The following is an 18,761-nucleotide window of genomic DNA, read 5'->3' as shown; positions in this document are numbered from 1 at the left end:
GAGCATGCGCGGCGCCATCTTGCAGCGCACACAGCAATAATATACCCATCTCCCCCGTACCTTCTGGAACATCCGGCCTGCCCCACCATGTTATTGGGGCCTTCCGGGTCCGGCCCGTTTCACCATACATCGGGGACCTACGATGGACGCAAAAGCAAGCAATAAGACCGCCACGCTGACGGTCGGAAACAAGAACTACGATCTCCCGATCCACAGCGGCAGCGTCGGGCCTGATGTCATCGATATCGGCAAGCTCTACGGCCAGTCGGGCCTGTTCACCTATGACCCGGGCTTCACCTCGACCGCGAGCTGCCAGTCCAAGATCACCTATATCGACGGCGACGCGGGCGTGCTGGAATACCGCGGCTATCCGATCGAGCAGCTCGCCGAGAACGGCGACTTCCTGGAGACCTGCTACCTCCTGCTCTACGGGAACCTGCCGACCGCCGCGCAGAAGAAGGATTTCGACGACCGCGTGATCCATCACACGATGGTGCACGAGCAGATGGCCCGCTTCTTCCAGGGCTTCCGCCGCGACGCCCATCCGATGGCCGTGATGGTGGCCTCCGTCGGCGCGCTCGCCGCGTTCTACCACGACTCCACCGACATCAACGACCCGAAGCAGCGCATGATCGCTTCCATGCGCATGATCGCGAAGATCCCGACGCTGGCGGCGATGGCCTACAAGTACACGATCGGCCAGCCCTTCGTGTATCCGAAGAACTCGCTGAAGTTCGCCGAGAACTTCCTGCACATGTGCTTCGCCGTGCCGTGCGAGGAGTACAAGATCAATCCGGTGCTGGCTGACGCGCTGGACAAGATCTTCATCCTGCACGCCGACCACGAGCAGAACGCCTCGACCTCGACGGTGCGCATCGCCGGCTCCTCCGGCGCCAACCCGTTCGCCTGCATCGCCGCCGGCATCGCCTGCCTCTGGGGCCCGGCCCATGGCGGCGCCAACGAAGCCGCGCTCGCGATGCTCGCCGAGATCGGTTCGGTCGACAAGATTCCGGAATTCATCGCCAAGGTGAAGGACAAGAACAGCGAAGTCCGCCTGATGGGCTTCGGTCATCGCGTCTACAAGAACTACGATCCGCGCGCCAAGATCATGCAGAAGATGTGTCACGCCGTGCTCAAGGAGACCGGCCATGGCGACGATCCGATGCTGAAGGTGGCGATGGAGCTCGAGAAGATCGCGCTCAGCGACCAGTACTTCATCGACCGCAAGCTGTACCCGAACGTCGACTTCTACTCGGGCATCACGCTGAAGGCGATGGGCTTCCCGGTCTCGATGTTCACCGTGCTGTTCGCGGTCGCCCGCACCGTCGGCTGGATCAGCCAGTGGAGCGAGATGATCGAGGATCCGCAGCAGAAGATTGGCCGTCCGCGCCAGCTCTACACCGGCGTCACCCGCCGCGACTACGTGGCGATCAAGGATCGCAAGTAAGTCTTCAGCCAGCACGGCTTTCGAAACGGCGCCATCTCACGATGGCGCCGTTTTTGTTTGGCAGGATACCGGGAACAGCGAGCAAAGCGCAGGGCGAGCCGATGCGGATCACGAACCCGGTGGAGGGATGGCTGCAGGTCGCGGCCTGTTCGCCGTTCCCCGATGCGGCCGGCGAGATGGTGCTTTATCCCCGGTGCGACATTGACGGGGTCGTCACCGCGGAGCGCATCGCGGCGACCGCCGTGCGGTACAGCGCTTACGACGTTCCCAAGCCGAAATGGCCGCGCCCCGGGACGGTGCTTCCGGTCACCCTGGACCTCGCTGATCCCACACGGTTCAGGATCGAATGGGATTTGGTGCCGACCGAGCGAGACGCGTCCGAACGGCTCGCGGAGCATTTGCGCGGCGAGCAGCAGGCCGACACGCCAAGCCGCCGGCCGTTTCCCGGCATCTGGCGCGAGGTGGAGCACTCGGCATCGTCGCCCGGTCTGGTCAATGGCCTGACGCCTCAGCAGATGGAGATTGCGCTCGCCGGCGGCGCTGGAGCCCTGGGTTTAGTCCCGACCACGGCGAAGGTGTTAACCGCGCACGAGGTGCAACCGAGCAGCGCGCCGGGCGGGACGTGGGACATTACGGTCTCGGTGAGCGACCCGAGCGGCGGGCCGGGTTGGGAAGCAGTCACGCGCATGTCATTCAGCAGTTCAAGCCGCCGCGAAAGCCGCACCGCCGTCGGGGGCGAGTTGCCAGTCCTGGTCGACCCGGACAATCGCAACCGGATCATCGTCGACGTCGCCCGTTTCTCCTGAGTGGTGTCGCTGCTCTGCGAATGCAGGTTGCGCTCATCAATCTTGTTGCCGCGCACAACAACAAGTCGGTGCCTCTCCCCCGCAAACGCTTGACAGTTGAAACGCTCCGCGCGCAAATTCTTACACTAAGTAAGAATGACGACAGGGATGGAAATGCCGGAGCAGCCGAGAAGTCGGCGGCAGACGCGGGCTGCCATTTTGACTCATCTGCTTCAGTCGGGCGGTTCGTTTCGCCCGCCTCTGGCCAAGGCCGTGCGCCTGTCGGAAGCGAGCCTGTCGCGCATCCTGTTTGATCTGAAAGCCGAAGGCCTGATCGAGGAGGTGCGGCGCCCTGCCCCTTACGTCGGCGGCCCGACGGGCCTGGTGTCGCTCGATGGTTCGGTGGCGCTTGCGGCCGTCGAGCTGACCGGCCAGTGGCTCAGCGTCGGCGTTGGGACCTTGTCGGGCGAGTTGCACTATACGGAGCGTGTGGCGCTACCGGCAAAGCCCACGGCCGAGTCCGTCGGCAGGGTGTTTCGCGAGGCGCTGACATTGCTGCGTGACTGGACGCGGCGCCGCCGCATCACGCTTGCGCAGATCGGCGTCTCCATTCCGGGCCTCGGCCGACTGAGCATATCGACCAATCCGATCATCCCCTGCGACATCGCGCGCATCGGCGCCATGCTCGCCCAGATGTTTGCCGGCGTGCCGGTCGAGTTCACCAACTCGGTCGTCGCGCACGCCACCTTTCACCGCTGCCGCAGGGAGAATTATCCGTTCAGCGGCGCGCATCTCTTCATCTTCGTCGGCCAGGGCGTCGCAGGCACCTGGGTGGACGATCCGACCGAGGCCGATGCACTCCAGCCGGTCGAACTCGGCCACATGGTGTTCGGCACCGACGGACCGCGTTGCCGCTGCGGCCATCACGGTTGCGTCGAAGCCTATACGTCGCTTCCCGCCCTGGCCGAGCTCCTTGGTGTTTCCGAGGCCGAACTGCTTCAGCTAGGCAGCGATTGGGTGACCGCGGTCCCGCTCTCGGCGCGCGCTCGCCAGGAACTGCGGCGGCGGCTGTTCCGGCTCGGGCTCGCGATCGGCAACACGCTGAACGTCAAGCCATGCCGCGGCGTTGCAATCAGTGGCTGGCCGTCGCTCCTTGCGGAGGACGATCGAAAGGCGCTGGTCGACGGCGTCGACGCCAGCCTGCTCGGCGGCCCTGAGCATGCGCAGGTGTCGCTCGCTTTCGTGCCGCCCTCGAATGGCAATGATCCCAGGGCCGCGCTGGCGTTCGCTGCGTTCTGCCTTGCTTGCCGCGGCGGTATGCCGGCCGCATCGACGGAGGCCGCCTGAGATGCCCTGAAGCTGCGCGGCTGTCGCGCAAGAGAGTTCACACCGGGAGGAACTTGCCATGCCGATCACAACAACAAGGCGCCGTCTGCTCGCTGGGTCCGTTGCCGCGCTCGCACTGCCGGCCTTTGCCCGCGCGCAGGGCGCGGTCAAGCCGCGTTTGACCGCGATCTCGCAATGGTCCGCAGGCAGCGACGGCGCGGCGATCACCGCGCTCGGCAAGAAATTCGAGGAGAAAGGCGGGGTCTGGCAGCACTCGCCCGTCCCCGGGTTCACCACCGAGATGATGAACAAGCTGCGCGCTCAGATCATTGCCGGCGATCCGCCGGCATGCTCGCAGCTCAAGGGCCCCGAGATCGCGGCCTGGTCGAAGATCGCCCCGACCGTCGATCTCGACGCTGTCGTCGCTGCTGCAGGTTACGAGAAGGTCGTTGCGCCAGACCTCGCGAAATTGCACAAGCCGGGCGGCAAATGGATCGCGCTGCCGTTGCAGATCTACAGCACCAACATGCTGTTCCTCTCCAGGCGCGCGATGGACAAGGCCAAGGCCGACAAGATCCCGGTCACCTGGGCCGACTTCAATGATCTCGCCGAAAAGATGAAATCAGGCGGCGTCGCATATCCCGTCGCCAATGGCGGCACCCGCCCCGACGATGGGCAGAAATTCGAGGCCGCTCTGGCGGGCATCAGTCCCATCGCATACCGCGCGGCCATCATGAATCTCGAGAAGAAGACCCTGGAGGGTCCCGAGATCAAGGCCGCGTTCGCACAGGTGCGCAAGATCGCCGACTGGATGGACCCCAACGTCGGCGCCCAACACTTTTCGACCAACCTGAAGCGCTTCATCGACGGCGACATGGGCATGATGATCATGGGCGGCTGGGCGCAGGGCGTATTGCGCAATGCCGGTTTCAAGTTCGAGGACTTCATCATCGCGCCAGGCCCCAGCGACAATAGCAAGCCGGTCTTCCTGTTGAACGCCGATGCCTTCATATTCTGGCAGCGCAAGGAGCCCGACCTGCAAGCCGGCCAGACGCTGATGGCCCAACTCGTCATGGATCCCGCGATCCAGACGATGTATTCGCAGATCACGGGATCGATCCCCGTGCGCACCGATGTCGATCTGTCCGGCGAAGGCTGGTCGGACGGTCAGCGGCGGACCGCAGCTGCTCTGAAAGATGCCATCGCCAGCAATCAGGCGGTCCTCAGCCTCGCGCACAATATGGCGCAGGAAAACGGGATGACCGCGGCGATGATCGATGTGATCACGGAGTACGTGAAGAACAAGACGATCAAGCCGGAGCAGGCGGCCACTCGCCTCGCCGAGGCCGTCGAGGGCGCACGTTGACCGACGTCGTCTCGACAGGACTGGGCCGGCCGGCGGCCTCTGACGTGGTGCGCCGGCTGCCCGAAGTTCTGACGATCTGGGTGCCGCTGCTGTTGTCGGCTGCGCACCTCATTGCGTTTTCGCTGTGGACGATCTGGATATCGTTCACGCCATCCACTCTGGTCCCGGTCTCGGGCTGGGTGGGTTTGCGCAACTATTCCGCGGTTGCGGCATCGCGAAACTGGCAGATCGCCCTCGACAATCTGCTGCTCTTTGGCAGCGCCTTCGTGTTGCTGAGTCTGGCGACCGGCCTCATGCTTGCGATCCTGCTCGATCAGCGCATTCGCGGCGAGAACCTGCTGCGATCCATCTTCCTGTACCCCCTGGCGGTGTCGTTCGTGGTCACGGGCACGGTCTGGAGCTGGCTGCTCAACCCCGGCCTTGGAATCCAGAAGCTGGTCCACGACCTCGGCTGGACTTCCTTCCGGTTCGACTGGCTGATCGACCGCGACATGGCCATCTGGACCATTGTCATCGCTGCGATCTGGCAATCCTCGGGCTTTGCCATGGCGCTCTTCCTCGCCGGCCTCCGCTCCGTCGATGCCGACCTGATCAAGGCCGCGCAGATCGACGGCGCCGGACCGATCCGGATGTACCGCCGCGTCATCCTGCCGACGCTGTGGCCGATCACCATCACCGTCATCGTCATCCAGCTGCAGTTCGCGATTTCGACCTTCGACCTCGTCCGCGCGCTCACCAATGGCGGGCCTGGAATCGCGACGCAGCTTCCGGCGCTTGTCGTCTATGACCTGATGTTCCAGCGCAGCCTGCTCGGACGAGGAGCGGCGGCGGCAGTGCTCATGCTGCTCATTCTTCTCGCGGTGCTGCTGCCCTATGCAGCGTGGCGATATGTCCAGCGGCGGCGGGCGAACCATGCGTGACCGAACCTTCGCACCAAGCCGGATTTTGATCTATCTCGTCGTTTTCTTGATCGCGGTAGCATGGCTCGCGCCACTGGCTGTTGTCGTGCTGAATTCGCTCCGCAGCAACGAGGAGATCGCGCAGGGGTCGATGATCGGCTGGCCGCAACATCTGGCCTGGAGCAATTACGCCACCGCCTGGAGCGGTTTCTGCGTCGCCGAGACGTGCGCCGGCATCCGGCCATACGTGCTGAACTCCGCGCTCGTGACCATTCCCGCGACGATCTTCTCCACCCTGCTTGGTGCGATCGCCGGTTACGCGGTTTCGCTCTGGCGCTTTCGCGGCGATAGCTGGATTTACGGTATCGTCACGCTCGGCATCTTCCTTCCGCAGCAGATGCGTTTGCTGCCCTGGACCATCGTGCTGCGCGATACGGGCCTGATGAACACGCTGACGGGCCTGGTCGTGATCCACACGATCCAGGGGCTTTCCTTCACCACCTTGTTTTGCCGCAACTACTACACTGCCATCCCGCAGGAGTTGATAAGAGCTGCGCGAATCGATGGCGCCGGGTTCTTTCGTATTTTCTGGCGCATCATCCTGCCGCTCTCGCCGCCTATCCTGGTCGTCACCGTGATCTGGCAGTTCACGCATATCTGGAACGAGTTTCTCTATGGCGTGACATTCACGACCGGTCAGCAGCAGCCGGTCACCGCCGCGCTGATCGCGCTGTCCGCCGCGGTCGCCGATATCCCGCAGCATGGCGTGCAAAGCGCCGCGGTGATGATCGCCGCTCTGCCGACCCTGCTGATCTATCTGATCGGCGGCAAGTACTTCGTACGCGGCTTGACCGCCGGAGCCGTGAAATGATGGAGCCGTCATGGCAGCGCTGAGCATCCGTACCTTGTCCAAGCGCTACGCCAATCTGGAGGTGCTGAAGGGCATCGATCTCGATATCGAGAGCGGCGAGTTCACCGTGCTGGTGGGGCCGTCCGGCTGCGGCAAGTCCACGCTGCTCAACATCGTGGCCGGGCTCGATCGTCCGAGCGCGGGGACGATCGAGATCGGCGGACGCGTCGTCAACGACGTCCCGCCCAAGGACCGCGACATCGCCATGGTGTTCCAGTCCTACGCGCTCTATCCGTCCATGACGGTGCGCCAGAACATCACCTTCGGCATGGAATGCCGTCACGTGCCGAAGGCCGAGCAGGATAAAGCGCTGGCGAATGTGGCTCGCCTGCTCCAGATCGAACCCCTGCTCGGCCGCAAGCCGTCGCAGCTCTCCGGCGGCCAGCGTCAGCGCGTGGCGATGGGCCGGGCGCTGGTGCGCGATCCCCTGCTCTTCCTGTTCGACGAGCCGCTCTCTAATCTCGACGCAAAACTGCGCGTGGAGATGCGGATGGAGATCAAGCGCCTGCACCAGCGCATCGGCGCCACCATCGTCTATGTCACCCACGACCAGATCGAGGCGATGACGATGGCGACCCGGATCGCGGTGATGCATCAGGGCAGCGTGCAGCAGTTTGCCGACCCCGATACCGTGTATCGTTATCCCGCCAATCTGTTCGTCGCCCGCTTCATGGGCTCGCCGCCCATGAACACGATGCCCGCACGGCTCGATGCCGACGCCGACGGGCCGGTGGTCGTGATCGGCGCGGGACGCCCGGACGAGGTTCGGCTCCGCCTCCAGGGTTACGATGCCGCGGCGTCCTATGTCGGCCGCGAGGTGGTGCTCGGGATCAGGCCGGAATGCATCGCCGAGGGGGACCGCGTGTTCTCCGGTAGCACCGGCACACCCGTCGTCGTCACCGCGCCGGTCGAGATGGTCGAGCCCACCGGGGCCGAGACCATCGTTCTGCTGCGGCTTGGCGGCGAGCCCGCGCAGGCGCGCATCTCGCCCGACATCCGCCCCACACCGGGCGCCGTGGCGCCGTTCGCGCTCGACACCCGCCGCATCTGCCTGTTCGACCCCGAGACGGAGCGACTGATCGCATGACCCAGACGAGCTATGCCGGCCTCGCGGACCGCGCGGTGCTGATCACCGGTGGCGCCAGCGGCATCGGTGCCGCCTTCGTGCGCGCCTTCGCGGCCCAGGGGGCCCGCGTCGCGTTCCTCGACATCGACGAAGCGGCCGGCGGATCGCTGATCGAGGAGGTGGCGGCCGCGTCCGGCGCGGCACCACTGTTCGTGCCCTGCGACCTCCTGGACATCGACGCCTTGCGCGCCGCGATCGCGCAGGTCCACGGATCGCTCGGCGATGCCGCGGTCCTCGTCAACAACGCCGCCAACGACCAGCGCCAGGTGCTGGCCGAGGTGACGCCATCCGAGTTCGACTGGATGATCGGCGTCAACCTCAAGCACGTCTTCTTCGCCGCACAAGCCGTCGTGCCGCAGATGCAGGCGCGCGGCGGCGGCTCGATCATCAACATGTCGTCGATCGCCTGGATGCGCGGCGGGCCGGCGCTGCCGGTCTACGCCGCGGCAAAGGCGGCGATCGTCGGCTTCACCAACTCACTGGCGCGGCTGGTCGGTCCCGACCGCATCCGCGTCAACGCCATTGCGCCCGGCATGGTGATCACCGAACGCCAGCGCCGGCTGTGGTATCCCGACGAGCAGACCATCGCCGAGATTCGCACGCGTCAGGCCATTCCCGATGCAGTGACGCCCGACGACATCGCCAGCATGGCGCTGTATCTCGCCTCCGATGAGAGCCAGCGCATCACGCGTCAGTGTTTTCAGGTCGACGGCGGCCTCGGCTAGCTCGCCCGCCGCCCCTTCCGCATCGTCGCGAGCACGACGTCGGCGGCGAGCACGCTCGGCGATTTGTTGCCAGTGGACATGATGGTGTCGAGCCGGGCGAAGGCTTCGACCTGCCGCTGACGCTGCGGCGTCTCGGTGACCAACGCAGAGAGCGCCGGCGCGAGCTTCTCCGGCGTGCAGTCTTCCTGCAAAAACTCCGGAATGACATCCTCACCGATCACGAGATTGGCGAGGATCACCGAGGAGACGCGGATCGCGCGGCGCAGGATGAAGGCCTCGATGGCGCCGACGCGATAGGCCGTCACCATCGGAATGCCCGATAGCGCCAGTTCCAGCGTCACCGTGCCGGATTTCGCCAGCGCGGCGTGCGCGATCCGGAAGGCGGCGCGCTTCTCGGCCTCGCCGATCACGATCTGCGGCTTGACCGGCCAACTGGCGATGCCTTCGCGGACGGTGGCTTCGAGATGCGGCATGGTCGGCAGCATCAGTTCGAACGCGCGCCCCTCCGCCTGCAACCGGCCGAGCGCCGCGCCAAACACCTCGATATGATGCCGGATCTCGCTGCGCCGGCTGCCGGGCAGCACCAGCAGCACCGGCGGCTCACTGTTGCGGTGCTTCTGCTCCTCCGCATTCGGCCGCAGCGACCCCAATTGCTCGATCAGGGGATGGCCGACATAGCTGCATGGCGGCCCGCCGAGCTTGCGGTATTCCTCCGGCTCGAACGGCAACAGGCCGAGGACGTGATCGACATAGCCGAGCATGGTCCGCGCCCGTCCCGGCCGCCAGGCCCAGAGCTGCGGCGAGACGTAGTCGACGATCGGGATCGCAGGATTGCGCGCCCGCACGCGGCGCGCGACGCGATGGGTGAAATCGGGGCTGTCGATGATGACGAGCGCGTCGGGCACGACCTCCAGCACGGCGTCCGCGGTCTCGCGGATCAAGCGCAGGATCTTCGGCAATTGCTGCACCACCGCGGCGAAACCGACGATCGACAGCTCCTCGATCGGGAACAGCGTCTCGAGCCCCTCGCGCGCCATGGTGCGGCCGCCGACGCCTTCGAACTGCACGCCGTCGCCGAGGCGCTGGCGCAGCACCTTCATCAAGGCGCTGCCGAGCCGGTCGCCGGATTCCTCCGTGGCGATCAGGAAGATCTTTCGCTTGGGATCGCGCCCCTGCATCATGCCGGCAGGCCGATGATGAAGAGGTACTTTGCGTCAGCGAGCGCGATCATCGCCTGCGGCTCGGCGGCAATGGTGTTGCCGGCGATCACGGCGATGCCGGCAAGGCCGGCTCTCGCGACGCCCTCGATGGTGCGCGGGCCGATCGTCGGCAGGTCGAAACGCAGGTCCTGGCTGCTCTTCGGCGCCTTCACCAGCACGCCGCGGCCCGTCGCCGCGCGAATGCGGCCCTCCTCGCGCAGCCGCGCGACGCGCGCGAGCAGCGCGTCGGTGCCCTCGATATCCTCGACCGCCACCACATGACCGTCGATCACCACGACAGCCTGGCCGATGTCGAACGGCCCGAGCGCGGTCAGGACCGCGCGGCCGCGCTCGATGTCGGTCTTGCTGGTGTCGCTCGGCCAGGCGCGGCTGATGCAGCCCTCGGGCATCAAGAGGTCGGGCGCGACGTCCTTGATCCCGACCATGCGAAAGCCGCCTTGTTCGAGAATGCGCCCGACGCCGGACAGCAGATGATCGTCCCCGCCGCGAAAGGCACGGATGACATTGCCGAGCAACCGCAACGTCGTGAAGTCGAACCGGATCTCCGAGAGCGAAGGCCGCACCAAGGTGCCGATGAAGATCAGGTCACGGCAGCCCTCCTCGCGGAACAGCCGCATCGCGCGCCCGAGCTGGCCGACCGAGATCCAGCGGTGGCGGAACTTTTCCACCTGCACCGGATCGCAGGCGCCGCGCAGCGGAAACAGCACCGGCGTGATGCCGCGCGTGGCGAGCGAGTCGGCAACCGCAAACGGCATGGCGCCGCCGCCGGCGACCACGCCGACGGGCGATGAAATCCCTGCCGCCGCCGATGTCATGTCCGCGGCCATCGCAGGTTCACTTCTCGATGGCGGGAAGACAGAGCGGACGCTTGCCCTTGCCGATGAAGCCGAGGATCTCGGCGATCGCCGGATCTTCGCCGGCCAGCGGCCTGGACGCTTCGAGCCGCTCGGCGAAGGTGCCTGGGCCGTGGAAGAGCTTCTGGTAGAACGCGCGCACGGTCGCAAGCCGCTGCTTGGTGAACTTGCGCCGCTTCATGCCGATCAGGTTGAGGCTCTCCAGCACCGCATATTGACCGTTGACCAGCCCATAAGGGATGACGTCGTCGCGTACGCCGCAGACCCCGCCGACCATGACATACGGGCCGATGCGCGTGAACTGATGCACGGCAGACAGGCCGCCGATATAGACGGCATCGCCGATCTCGCAATGGCCGCCGAGCGTCGCCGACGTCGCGAAGATCACGCTGTCGCCGACCATGCAGTCATGGCCGACATGGCTGTTGTTCATGAAGTAGCCGCCGCTGCCGACGCGCGTCAGCCCGCCGCCCTTGATGGTGCCGACGTTCATCGTCGCGCCTTCGCGGATGGTGCAGCCCGAGCCGATCTCGAGCCGGGTCGGCTCGCCCTTGTAGCTCAGATCCTGGGGCGCGCCGCCGAGCACCGCGAACGGCGAGATCACGCAGTTGTCGCCGACCGAGGTGTGGCCGATGACGGTGACCTGTCCGATCAGCTTGCAGTTCGCGCCGATCACGGCATTCGGGCCGATGATGCAATAGGGGCCGATCTCGGTACCCTCGCCGATCACGGCGCCGTCCTCGACCCGTGCGGTGGGATCAATCTTGCTCATCAAGCAATCTAACTCGTCAAGAAGGTCTGGTTATGTGTTGAAGTCGTTCGGTTTTCCGCTGGTTAGCCCGACTATGCCCGATCTGTCCAGTGACGTATGATCTCGACGTGTTTCACGTGCCGGATGAGGCGGCCTTCCCGGCCCATCAACACGTTCATGCGGAGCTTCAGCTATCGTGGTCAGGGCCCTGGCAATACTGCTCGCACAGCTCGCGGCCGCACCGGTCGTCTCCGAGACGGTCGAGACCGGCGGACACCGGCCCGTCGACCTCGCGACATTCGAATGCCGCGACATCACCCGCAGCACGGTGCTTCAGCGCGTCTGCTACGACCGCGCGCAGCAGGACCTGATCGTCGCGATCAACGGCGCGTATGACCGCTACTGCGGCGTTGATCCCGAAACGGTCGACAGCCTCCTGGGCGCGCCGTCCATGGGCCAGTTCTTCAACCGGAAGATCAGACGCGAGGCAGCGGGCAGCCGCTACGATTGCGGCGTATGAGCCCGTCCGCGGGGTCGTAAGCCACTCAGTCGGTCAGCATGGCGCCGACGTCGGCCTCGGCGACGACTTGGCCGTTGACCTTGGCATCGCCGTGAAACCACCACATGGTCTTGCGGCGGCCGAGCGAGCGCATGTGATACTCGATGGTATCGCCAGGGAGCACGGGCTTGCGGAACTTGCACTTGTCGATGGTGAGGAAATAGACCGCGCGCGGTTTCTCGGTGCCCTCGACCGACTTGATGCCGATCACGCCCGCCGTCTGCGCCATCGCCTCGATCATCATGACGCCGGGATAGACCGGGCGCTCGGGGAAATGCCCCTGGAAGGCCGGCTCGTTGAAGGTGACGTTCTTGATGCCGATGCCGCTGTAATCGGCGCGGATGTTGATCACGCGGTCGATCAGCAGCATCGGAAAGCGGTGCGGCAGCGTCTGGAGGATCGCGTTGATGTCCACCAGCTCGAACTTAATAGGAGATCCCTCCGTCATTCCCGTCCCTCGTCCTTCGGATCGGCCCTGCTGTCGCGTACCAGGCGCTCCACCGCGATAATTTCCTTGAACCACTGCTTGGTCGGCTTGGCGAAAAAACCACCCCAGCGTCCGTTCGGCGGGATGTCGTCCTTGACGCCGCTCATCGCAGTGACCTGGGCTCCGTCGCCGATCTTGAGGTGATTGTTGATGCCAACCTTTGCTCCCAGCGCCACATTGTCGCCGATGGTCAAACTGCCGGCCAGCCCGATCTGGGCCGCCAGCAGGCAATTCCGGCCGATCGTCACATTGTGGCCGATCTGGACCTGGTTGTCGATTTTGGTGCCCTCGCCGATCACGGTGTCGCGCAGGGACCCACGATCGATGGTGGTGCCAGCGCCGACCTCCACATTGTTCTGGATCAGCACGCGCCCGGTCTGCGGCACCTTCAGGTGCCCCTCAGGGCCGAAGAAGATGAAGCCGTAACCGTCCTGGCCGATCGAGCAGCCCGGATGGATCAGCACATCGTTGCCGATCAGCGCGCACTGGATGGCGGTGCGGGCGCCGACATTGCAGTCCCGGCCGATCTTGACGCCGGGGCCGATCACGGCGCCGACGCCGACCACCGTGCCGCTGCCGATCTCGACATCCGCACCGATGACCGCCAGGGGGTCGACGATCACGCCGTCCTCGAGCCGGGCCGTGGGATCGATGATGGCCGACGGCGCGATGCCGTCATTGCCGACCCAGGATTGCGGCCTCAGCGCGTCGCCATGCCATTCCCGCGCGATCCTGACGAAGGCGCGAAATGGCTGCGCCGCCCGCAGCACGGCGACGTGTGCGGGCACCTGGGCCTCGAAGCGCGGGCTGACCAGGCAGGCACCCGCTCTGGTCGCCTTGAGCTGATCGGCATATTTGAGGTTGTCGAAGAACGCCAGATGCATCGGGCCGGCTTCGTCGAGCGAGGCCAGGCCCGTGATGACGTGATCGCCCCTGGTGGGGTCGACCAGCAGCGCCTTTGTCAGCGTGGCAATATCGGCCAGCGCCGTCGCAGGCGGCTTTGTGAAGAAGGTCGGCTGCGCCATTCCACCCCGTCGCGGTCCGGCTTCGACATGAAGCGGCCAAACCGCATCATGCCTTTTCTCCCGGATTGAGCACGATCTTATTGGAGACCGGCCCCAAGGAAAACCCAAGGGAAACCCAAGGGGGCCGGATCATGCCCTGCTGATCGAATTAGAACGAGGTGCCGCCGCCGAACCGGAACTCCTGCGTGCGGTCATACTTGCCCTTGCTGAGCGGCACGGCATAGTCGAAGCGCAGCGGTCCGAACGGCGACTGCCAGATCAGGCCGACACCGACCGACGAGCGGATCACCTTGCTGTCGTCGTACACGAGGCCGGTACAGGTGCCCGCCGTCGCCGGATTGATGGTGGACGGGATGCAGTTTGAGTTCCTTGTGGTGGTCGTCTCACCGGTCGCCGACCAAGTCGTCGGTCCCTGATAGTCGTACAGACCGCCGGCGTCAGCATAGACCGCGCCCTTCAGACCGACTTCCTTCGGCAGGAACCAGAACGGCATCTGCAATTCCATCGAAGCGCCCCAGTACTTGGTGCCGCCGAGCGCATCCTGCGTGCCAAAGGGGTTCAGGTCGCGCGGGCCGATGCCGTTCGGAGCAAAGCCGCGGACGAGGTTCGGGCCCATCTGGAAGTGGTCGAGCATCCGCAGATCGCTGCCCATCTTGGTCAGGATGCCGCTCTGAAGGCGCGCGACGGCGACGATGTCAGACACCAGCGGGGTGTAGTACTTCGCGTCGATAACGCTCTTCAGGTAGGTGACGTCGCCGCCGACGCCGGCGAAGTCCTGCCGGAAGTCGACGAGCAGACCGTCGGTGGGGTTCTTGTTGTTGTCCAGCGTGTTGTAGCTCAGAGAGTAGCCGAGCGCCGAGGTCAGGGTCTTGCCGTTGGCAAGCTCCTTGCGCACCGGCAGCGAGGCTTCGCCGTCGCTGTAGCAGCCGAGGCCGTTGGTCGAGCTCAAATCGATCGGCGGAACCTGCGACGCAGCGAAGGCCGGGCTCGGGTTGAACGCCGGGCCGGCGATGTTGTTACAGTTCGCCAGGTAGAACGGCAGCGTGATTTCCTGCCGATAGATCGAGTAGCGCAGCTGCAGCGCCAGATCTTCACGCAAGGAGAAGCCGAGGCGCGGCGAGAAGCCGAGCGTCTTGGTGCCGTAGGAGATGTAGCTGTTGGACTTCTGCTCACGCTGATAGAGGTCGAGGCCCAGCGCGACGCGGTAGTCGAGCAGATACGGCTCGACGAACGACAGCGAATAGCCGCGTGCGTACTGGCCATAGGTCACCGACGCCTTGGCGAACAGGCCGCGACCGAGCAGGTTGCGCTCGGAGACCGAGACTTCGGCAAGCGCGCCGTCGGTCGTGGAGTAACCGCCGGAGATCGAGAAGTCGCCGGTCGATTTTTCTTCCATGTCGACGATCAGGATGACGCGGTCGCTGGACGAGCCGGGCTCCGTCGTGATCTTCACGCTCTTGAAATAATCGAGGTTCTTCAGGCGCCGCTCGGCACGATCGACCAGTGCGCGGTTGTAGGCATCGCCCTCGGAGATGTCGAACTCGCGGCGGATGACGTAGTCGCGCGTGCGGGTGTTGCCGCGCAGGTTGATGCGCTCGATATAGGTGCGCGGGCCCTCGTCGATGTTGAACACGACGGAGACGGTGTGCGCCTCGAAGTTGCGGTCGCCGCCGGGACGGACCACGGCGAAGGCATAGCCACGGCGCGAGGCCTCGATCTGCATCTCCTCGACCGACTTCTCGACCGATTCGACGTTGTAGAGCGAGCCGACATTGACGCGCGAATAGGCGCGCATCGAGTTCGGATCGAAGTTCGGGATGCTGGAACGGAAGTCGAGCGCGCCGACGCGGTATTGGGCGCCTTCCTCGATCTTGAAGGTGACGTTGAAGCCCTTCTTCTCCGGATCGTATTCGGTGAGCGCGGCCACGACCTGGACGTCGGCGAAGCCGTTCTTGAGGTAGAAGCGGCGGATCAGGTCGCGGTCGGCCTCGACGCGGTCGGGATCGTAGATGTCGCCGCTGGCAAGGAAGCTCAGCAGGTTCGATTCGCGCGTCTTGATGACGTCCCGCAGGCGGTAGGACGAGAACGCGACATTGCCGACGAACTCGATCGACTTGACGCCGGTCTTGGCGCCCTCCTCGATCGTGAAGATGAGATCGACGCGGTTGTTCGGCTGCTCGATGACCTCGGGCGTGACGCGGACGTCGTAGCGGCCGGAGCGGCGATAGATTTCGGCGATTCGCAGCGTGTCGGACTGCACCATGGCGCGGGAGAAGGTGCCGCGCGCCTTGGACTGGACTTCAGTGCCGAGCTGCTCGTCCTTGATCTTCTTGTTGCCCTCGAAGGCGATGCGACCGATCACCGGGTTTTCCACCACGGAGACGACGATCTGGCCACCGGCGCCGCGGTTGATCTTCACGTCCTGGAACAGGCCGGTCTCGATCAGCGCCTTGAGGCCGTCGTCGATGGCGCCCTGATCCAGGCGACCGCCCGGACCCGGCTTGAAATAGGAGCGGATCGTCTCCACCTCGACCCGGCGATTTCCTTCGACGGAAATCGACTGGACGGTCTGCGCAAGCGCAGACGAAGACACAAGAGCAGCCCCAATCGGGGCAACCACCGGCGCGCCGAACATGATCAGGGTGGCAAGCAAGCCCCCCCGGAGTCGCAGTCCAAACTTCATTGCGCAACGCGCCCTTATCATTCCGTGCCAGACCCAACCCCAACGCCGGTCCGGAGATTCCCCAAGTTCAGGCCGCTTGTAGCCAATTTCACCGACGCCGCAAACGGCCGAGCGCGCCGCAATTTCAATTTCATTCCAAGACGTTGCCTAACAGCAACGCCACAAGAAAGCCCCTATCAGGAAGCTGCCATCCGCAGGATGTCGTTGTAGGTCGCAAACACCATCAACATCAGCACCAAACCCAGCCCGATTCGGAACCCCATTTCCTGAGTCCGCTCGGACAGGGGCCGGCCGCGAACCACCTCCGCCGCATAGAACATAAGGTGACCGCCATCCAGCAGCGGGATCGGGAACAGGTTCAGCAGGCCGATCGACACCGACAGCACCGCGCAGAGGTTGATCACGAACTGGAACCCGGCGCTGGCCGCCTGCCCCGACATCTTCGCGATTCCAAGGACGCCGCTGACCTCGTTGGGATTGCCGTTTCCGACAAACAGCGAGCCCAGGAACTTGAAGGTACTGGTGATGATGAACCAGACCTGCTCGACCCCGATCTTGAGCGCCTCGCCGACCCCGACCGGTGCGGTCGAGGCCTCACCAGCCTGTGACTTGTGCTCGACGCCCAGCACGCCGAGGCGGTGGCTGTTGCCGAACGGATCCTTGCGCTCGAGCAGCGCCGGCGTCGCGCTCAGCGACACGATGGCGCCGTCGCGCTTCACCTGGAAGGCAAGCGCCGAACCGGCATTCATCGCCACGATCCGCTGCATGTCGGCAAAGCTCTCGATCGGCTTGCCGTCGATCTGGACGACGATGTCCCCGATCTTGAAGCCGGCCGCAGCCGCCGCGCCATCGGCGACGACGCCGTCGACGCGCGCGATCGTGCTCGGCTTGCCGTAGTAGAGGGCCATACCGGCGAAGATCAGCGCGCCCAGAATGAAATTGGCGATCGGTCCGGCCGCGACGATGGCGGCGCGCGGGCCGACCTTCTTATGGTGGAAGCTGCCGGCGCGCTCCTCGGCCGTCATGGCCGCGAGCGTCTCGGCCGACGGCGTCGAAGCCTCGCTCTCGTCGCCGAAGAACTTGACGTAACCGCCGAGCGGGATCGCCGAGATCTTCCAGCGGGTGCCATGGCGGTCGTTGAAACCGACCAGCTCAGGCCCGAAGCCGAGCGAGAAGGTTAACACCCGAACGCCCGCCCAGCGCGCGACCAGAAAATGGCCGAGTTCATGGAAGAACACGACGATGGTCAGGACGAACAGGAAGGGAACTGCGTAGCCGAGGAGCCCATGGCTCAACGTATTGAAACTATGGACAAAAAAGTCGATCATCGAATTCCCTCATCCAGCGCCGCAAGGCCCTGGCCCCGAACCATCTAGGATGCCTTTAAGGCAATTTGAGGCAATAGGGCGGCAGCTCTATTTCGAGCAACATGGTCAACAGAGATTGCATCGTCGGCGGACGTCAGAGGCGTCTGGTTCCCGCCGCGGATCCAGTCCTCCAACGTCGCCTCCACCAGCCGGGCAATCGCGCCGAACCGGATCTTGCCGGCGATGAAGGCGGCGACCGCGACCTCGTTGGCGGCATTGTACACTGTGGTCGCCCCCTTCCCGGTCCGGAGCGAATCGTAAGCCAGCCGTAGTCCGGGGAACCGCTCGAAATCGGGCGCCTCGAAGGTCAGCTGGCCGATCTTGGCCAGATCGAGCTTGGCCGCCGGTCCCTTGATGCGGTCGGGCCAGCCGAGGCAGTGGGCGATCGGGGTGCGCATGTCGGGAGAGCCGAGCTGGGCCACGACCGAACGGTCGGAGAACTCGACCATGCCGTGGATGATCGACTGCGGATGAACAAGAACGTCGATCTCGTCGGGCGAGAGCGCGAACAGATAGGAGGCCTCGATCACCTCGAGCCCCTTGTTCATCATCGAGGCGGAATCGATCGTGATCTTCTGGCCCATGCTCCAGTTCGGATGCTTCAGCGCCTGGGCGAGCGTCGCCTGCTCGATGTCGGCAGGCTTCCAGGTCCGGAACGGACCGCCGGATGCCGTGATGATGACACGGACCAGCTCGTCGCGATTACCGGAGCCGAGCGCCTGGAACAGCGCATTATGCTCGGAATCGGCTGGCAGGATGCAGGCGCCGGCCTTCGCCGCGCGCTGCATGAAGAAATCGCCGGCGCAGACGAGGCATTCCTTGTTGGCAAGCGCGACATGCGCGCCGCGATCGACCGCGGCGAGCGCCGGCTTCAGTCCGGCGGCGCCGCTCACGGCAGCCATCACCCAATCGGCCGGACGCGCGCCGGCTTCGATCACCGCGCTTTCGCCGGCGCCGCATTCGGTGCTCGTGCCCGCAAGTGCAGCCTTGAGCTCGGCGAACTTGGAGGTGTCGGCGATCGCCACGAAGCGCGCCGAAAACTCCTTCGCGAGCTTCGCCAGCGCTTCGACATTGCCGTTCGCCGTCAGCGCCTCGACACGGTAGCGTTCGGGAGAGGCGCGCAGCAGATCCATCGTGCTGTCGCCGATCGAGCCGGTGGCACCGAGAACCGTGACGCTGCGGACGGCAGACGCCGCAGCCTTATTGTTACGCAATGGGACCGCGCTCATAT

The 18,761-nt window shown here is 65.0% G+C and carries 17 protein-coding genes; 9 read left to right on the top strand and 8 right to left on the bottom strand.

Annotation, left to right across the window (positions count from 1 at the left end):
• Nucleotides 1-142 precede the first annotated feature (142 nt).
• The 8 genes from gltA to ACVWW6_RS26825 all read left to right on the top strand — a co-directional run bounded on the left by gltA (nucleotide 143) and on the right by ACVWW6_RS26825 (nucleotide 8,584).
• A complete protein-coding gene (gene gltA / locus ACVWW6_RS26860) occupies nucleotides 143-1,447 on the top strand; it encodes a citrate synthase (RefSeq protein ID WP_011087607.1) in 1,305 nt (434 codons plus the stop codon).
• Nucleotides 1,448-1,488: 41 nt separating this feature from the next.
• The gene (locus ACVWW6_RS26855; RefSeq protein ID WP_028171771.1) at nucleotides 1,489-2,253 is read left to right on the top strand and encodes a hypothetical protein; all 765 of its coding nucleotides are present in this window, start codon (nucleotides 1,489-1,491) and stop codon (nucleotides 2,251-2,253) included.
• A gap of 147 nt (nucleotides 2,254-2,400) precedes the next feature.
• On the top strand, nucleotides 2,401-3,579 hold the full coding sequence (locus ACVWW6_RS26850; protein ID WP_456683183.1) for an ROK family transcriptional regulator: 1,179 nt from the start codon (nucleotides 2,401-2,403) through the stop codon (nucleotides 3,577-3,579).
• Nucleotides 3,580-3,637: 58 nt separating this feature from the next.
• Nucleotides 3,638-4,924, top strand: coding sequence for an ABC transporter substrate-binding protein (locus ACVWW6_RS26845; protein WP_456681628.1), 1,287 nt, complete (start codon nucleotides 3,638-3,640; stop codon nucleotides 4,922-4,924).
• Nucleotides 4,921-5,844 carry a carbohydrate ABC transporter permease gene (locus ACVWW6_RS26840; protein WP_456681627.1) on the top strand — a complete coding sequence of 308 codons (924 nt, stop codon included), beginning with the start codon at nucleotides 4,921-4,923 and terminating at the stop codon, nucleotides 5,842-5,844. The genes ACVWW6_RS26845 and ACVWW6_RS26840 overlap by 4 nt, the downstream gene beginning before the upstream one ends.
• Entirely contained in the window at nucleotides 5,837-6,694 is an 858-nt protein-coding gene (locus ACVWW6_RS26835; protein WP_060912388.1) for a carbohydrate ABC transporter permease, read from the top strand. Before ACVWW6_RS26840 ends, ACVWW6_RS26835 begins: the two co-directional genes overlap by 8 nt.
• Nucleotides 6,695-6,704: 10 nt before the next feature.
• On the top strand, nucleotides 6,705-7,820 hold the full coding sequence (locus ACVWW6_RS26830; RefSeq protein ID WP_456681626.1) for an ABC transporter ATP-binding protein: 1,116 nt from the start codon (nucleotides 6,705-6,707) through the stop codon (nucleotides 7,818-7,820).
• Nucleotides 7,817-8,584 carry an SDR family NAD(P)-dependent oxidoreductase gene (locus tag ACVWW6_RS26825; RefSeq protein WP_182871797.1) on the top strand — a complete coding sequence of 256 codons (768 nt, stop codon included), beginning with the start codon at nucleotides 7,817-7,819 and terminating at the stop codon, nucleotides 8,582-8,584. The genes ACVWW6_RS26830 and ACVWW6_RS26825 overlap by 4 nt, the downstream gene beginning before the upstream one ends.
• Here the strand turns inward: ACVWW6_RS26825 and lpxB are convergent.
• Genes lpxB through lpxA form a run of 3 tightly spaced genes read right to left on the bottom strand, consistent with a single transcriptional unit; the run spans nucleotide 8,581 to nucleotide 11,430 of the window.
• Complete coding sequence (gene lpxB, locus ACVWW6_RS26820) at nucleotides 8,581-9,765, bottom strand: lipid-A-disaccharide synthase (protein WP_456681625.1); 1,185 nt, start codon at nucleotides 9,763-9,765, stop codon at nucleotides 8,581-8,583. The genes ACVWW6_RS26825 and lpxB overlap by 4 nt on opposite strands.
• Nucleotides 9,762-10,619: an LpxI family protein gene (locus ACVWW6_RS26815; protein ID WP_456683182.1), complete on the bottom strand. Its 858-nt coding sequence runs from the start codon at nucleotides 10,617-10,619 to the stop codon at nucleotides 9,762-9,764. The genes lpxB and ACVWW6_RS26815 overlap by 4 nt, the downstream gene beginning before the upstream one ends.
• Before the next feature lie 19 nt (nucleotides 10,620-10,638).
• A complete protein-coding gene (gene lpxA, locus ACVWW6_RS26810; protein WP_011087617.1) occupies nucleotides 10,639-11,430 on the bottom strand; it encodes an acyl-ACP--UDP-N-acetylglucosamine O-acyltransferase in 792 nt (263 codons plus the stop codon).
• 175 nt (nucleotides 11,431-11,605) lie between these two features.
• Here lpxA and ACVWW6_RS26805 point away from each other — a divergent pair, with 175 nt between their 5' ends.
• Nucleotides 11,606-11,929, top strand: a complete 324-nt coding sequence (locus ACVWW6_RS26805; RefSeq protein WP_011087618.1) for a KTSC domain-containing protein — start codon at nucleotides 11,606-11,608, stop codon at nucleotides 11,927-11,929.
• 25 nt (nucleotides 11,930-11,954) lie between these two features.
• Here ACVWW6_RS26805 and fabZ read toward each other — a convergent pair whose 3' ends face one another.
• The 5 genes from fabZ to dxr form a co-directional block, all read right to left on the bottom strand.
• Entirely contained in the window at nucleotides 11,955-12,416 is a 462-nt protein-coding gene (gene fabZ / locus ACVWW6_RS26800; RefSeq protein WP_011087619.1) for a 3-hydroxyacyl-ACP dehydratase FabZ, read from the bottom strand.
• The gene (gene lpxD, locus ACVWW6_RS26795) at nucleotides 12,413-13,480 is read right to left on the bottom strand and encodes a UDP-3-O-(3-hydroxymyristoyl)glucosamine N-acyltransferase (RefSeq protein WP_011087620.1); all 1,068 of its coding nucleotides are present in this window, start codon (nucleotides 13,478-13,480) and stop codon (nucleotides 12,413-12,415) included. Before lpxD ends, fabZ begins: the two co-directional genes overlap by 4 nt.
• A 148-nt stretch (nucleotides 13,481-13,628) precedes the next feature.
• A complete protein-coding gene (bamA, locus tag ACVWW6_RS26790) occupies nucleotides 13,629-16,163 on the bottom strand; it encodes an outer membrane protein assembly factor BamA (protein ID WP_011087621.1) in 2,535 nt (844 codons plus the stop codon).
• 176 nt (nucleotides 16,164-16,339) lie between these two features.
• Entirely contained in the window at nucleotides 16,340-17,491 is a 1,152-nt protein-coding gene (gene rseP, locus ACVWW6_RS26785; protein WP_028171753.1) for an RIP metalloprotease RseP, read from the bottom strand.
• A gap of 44 nt (nucleotides 17,492-17,535) precedes the next feature.
• Complete coding sequence (dxr, locus tag ACVWW6_RS26780) at nucleotides 17,536-18,759, bottom strand: 1-deoxy-D-xylulose-5-phosphate reductoisomerase (RefSeq protein WP_011087623.1); 1,224 nt, start codon at nucleotides 18,757-18,759, stop codon at nucleotides 17,536-17,538.
• Between the last annotated feature and the right edge of the window lie 2 nt (nucleotides 18,760-18,761).

Source organism: Bradyrhizobium sp. USDA 3311, assembly GCF_054062495.1.
Note: the sequence above shows the minus strand (reverse complement) of the source record. Positions and strands in the feature narration are given on the sequence as shown.